This is a genomic window from Arthrobacter nitrophenolicus (genome assembly GCF_000332815.1).
In the GTDB taxonomy this organism is placed as follows: domain Bacteria; phylum Actinomycetota; class Actinomycetes; order Actinomycetales; family Micrococcaceae; genus Arthrobacter; species Arthrobacter nitrophenolicus.
Genome location: NZ_AOFD01000103.1, coordinates 1 through 3,259, shown reverse-complemented (window position 1 = coordinate 3,259; position 3,259 = coordinate 1). Strand labels below are relative to the sequence as shown.

Below are 3,259 nucleotides of genomic sequence, written 5' to 3'. Positions count from 1 at the left end.
TTCCTTCAACCGTTTCCCGTTGTGTTGGGTTGTTGGTTGGGAACCACATAGTGGACGCAAGCAGTTGTGCTGTTTTGTGGTGTAAGTTGTTGGCCTATTAGTACCGGTCAGCTTCACGAGTCGTTAGTCCTCGCTTCCACATCCGGCCTATCAACCCAGTGGTCTGGCTGGGGGCCTCTCACACCCGAGGTGTATGGAAATCTCATCTTGAAGCGAGCTTCCCGCTTAGATGCTTTCAGCGGTTATCCCATCCGAACGTAGCTAATCAGCGGTGCACTTGGCAGTACAACTGACACACCAGAGGTTCGTCCGTCCCGGTCCTCTCGTACTAAGGACAGCCCTTCTCAAATTTCCTGCGCGCGCAGCGGATAGGGACCGAACTGTCTCACGACGTTCTAAACCCAGCTCGCGTACCGCTTTAATGGGCGAACAGCCCAACCCTTGGGACCTACTCCAGCCCCAGGATGCGACGAGCCGACATCGAGGTGCCAAACCATGCCGTCGATATGGACTCTTGGGCAAGATCAGCCTGTTATCCCCGAGGTACCTTTTATCCGTTGAGCGACGGCCATTCCACAATGTACCGCCGGATCACTAGTCCCGACTTTCGTCCCTGCTCGAGATGTCTCTCTCACAGTCAAGCTCCCTTGTGCACTTACACTCGACACCTGATTGCCAACCAGGCTGAGGGAACCTTTGGGCGCCTCCGTTACTTTTTAGGAGGCAACCGCCCCAGTTAAACTACCCATCAGGCACTGTCCCTGACCCGGATTACGGGCCGAAGTTAGATGTCCAAAGTGACCAGAGTGGTATTTCAACGATGACTCCACCCGAACTGGCGTCCGGGCTTCAACGTCTCCCACCTATCCTACACAAGCCACTCCGAACACCAATACCAAACTATAGTAAAGGTCTCGGGGTCTTTCCGTCCTGCTGCGCGTAACGAGCATCTTTACTCGTACTGCAATTTCGCCGAGTTTATGGTTGAGACAGCGGGGAAGTCGTTACTCCATTCGTGCAGGTCGGAACTTACCCGACAAGGAATTTCGCTACCTTAGGATGGTTATAGTTACCACCGCCGTTTACTGGGGCTTAAATTCTCAGCTTCGCCCTTACAGGCTAACCGGTCCTCTTAACCTTCCAGCACCGGGCAGGAGTCAGTCCGTATACATCGTCTTGCGACTTCGCACGGACCTGTGTTTTTAGTAAACAGTCGCTTCCCCCTGGTCTCTGCGGCCCCGATCCCCTCCCGGACGCATGGTCCGTTCAAGGTTGGGGCCCCCCTTCTCCCGAAGTTACGGGGGCATTTTGCCGAGTTCCTTAACCATAATTCTCTCGATCGCCTTAGTATTCTCTACCTGATCACCTGTGTCGGTTTGGGGTACGGGCGGCTAAAACCTCGCGTCGATGCTTTTCTCGGCAGCATAGGATCACCAAATCCCCCCAAACGGGGGTCCCATCAGATCTCAGGCACATGAGTGGCGGATTTGCCTACCACTCGCCCTACATCCTTAGACCGGGACAACCATCGCCCGGCTCGGCTACCTTCCTGCGTCACACCTGTTAATACGCTTGCCTCCCAGGATCAGGTCCTGCGCTCCACCAAAACCCTTCACCCACAAGGGGTGTCGGGCAGGTTTCGGGCAGTTAGTATCCCCTGTTCAACATGGGCGGTTTTTCGCCGGTACGGGAATATCAACCCGTTGTCCATCGACTACGCCTGTCGGCCTCGCCTTAGGTCCCGACTTACCCAGGGCAGATTAGCTTGACCCTGGAACCCTTGATCATCCGGCGGACGGGTTTCTCACCCGTCTTTCGCTACTCATGCCTGCATTCTCACTCGTGTAGGCTCCACCGCTGGTTTCCACCGCGACTTCACTGCCCACACGACGCTCCCCTACCCATCCACACTCCTGAACCACAAAGGCTTAGAACACGTGTGAATGCCACAACTTCGGCGGTGTACTTGAGCCCCGCTACATTGTCGGCGCGGAATCACTTGACCAGTGAGCTATTACGCACTCTTTTAAGGATGGCTGCTTCTAAGCCAACCTCCTGGTTGTCTGAGCAACTCCACATCCTTTCCCACTTAGCACACGCTTAGGGGCCTTAGTTGGTGGTCTGGGCTGTTTCCCTCTCGACTATGAAGCTTATCCCCCACAGTCTCACTGCTGCGCTCTCACTTACCGGCATTCGGAGTTTGGCTGACGTCAGTAACCTTGTAGGGCCCATTAGCCATCCAGTAGCTCTACCTCCAGCAAGAAACACGCAACGCTGCACCTAAATGCATTTCGGGGAGAACCAGCTATCACGAAGTTTGATTGGCCTTTCACCCCTACCCACAGCTCATCCCCTCCATTTTCAACTGAAGTGGGTTCGGTCCTCCACGACGTCTTACCGTCGCTTCAACCTGGCCATGGGTAGATCACTTCGCTTCGGGTCTAGATCACGCCACTCACACGCCCTATTCAGACTCGCTTTCGCTACGGCTGCCCCACACGGGTTAACCTCGCGACGTAACACTAACTCGCAGGCTCATTCTTCAAAAGGCACGCCGTCACAGTTACTATGCGATTACTCGCGACTGCTCCGACGGATTGTAAGCACACGGTTTCAGGTACTGTTTCACTCCCCTCCCGGGGTACTTTTCACCTTTCCCTCACGGTACTGGTCCGCTATCGGTCATTAGGGAGTATTTAGGCTTATCAGGTGGTCCTGACAGATTCGCACGGGATTTCTCGGGCCCCGTACTACTTGGGATACTCTCACAGGCGGCACAAACGCATTACGGTTACGGGACTAACACCCTCTCTGGCCGGCCTTTCAAAACCGTTCACCTATGCGCGCACATCACACCCCACCAGCCCGGCAGAACTGGTATGGAAAGTCCCACAACCCCGACCATGCAACGCCCGCCGGCTATCACACATGGAACGGTTTAGCCTGATCCGCGTTCGCTCGCCACTACTAACGGAATCACTATTGTTTTCTCTTCCTGCGGGTACTGAGATGTTTCACTTCCCCGCGTTCCCTCCACGCACCCTATGTGTTCAGGTACGGGTCACCAAGTCACTCGCGCGCTTGGCGGGGTTTCCCCATTCGGACACCCTGGGATCACAGTCCGGTTATCGACTCCCCCAGGCTTATCGCAGATTCCTACGTCCTTCTTCGGCTCCTAATGCCAAGGCATCCACCGTGTGCTCTTAAAAACTTGACCACAAAAGATCAACAACAAAAACACTCGAGAGAACCACAGAAA

1 rRNA gene is annotated in these 3,259 nt (G+C 54.9%); it reads right to left on the bottom strand.

The annotated features are described in order from the left end of the window. Positions 1-76 precede the first annotated feature (76 nt). Positions 77-3,217, bottom strand: a 23S ribosomal RNA gene (locus tag G205_RS20215). Positions 3,218-3,259 lie beyond the last annotated feature (42 nt).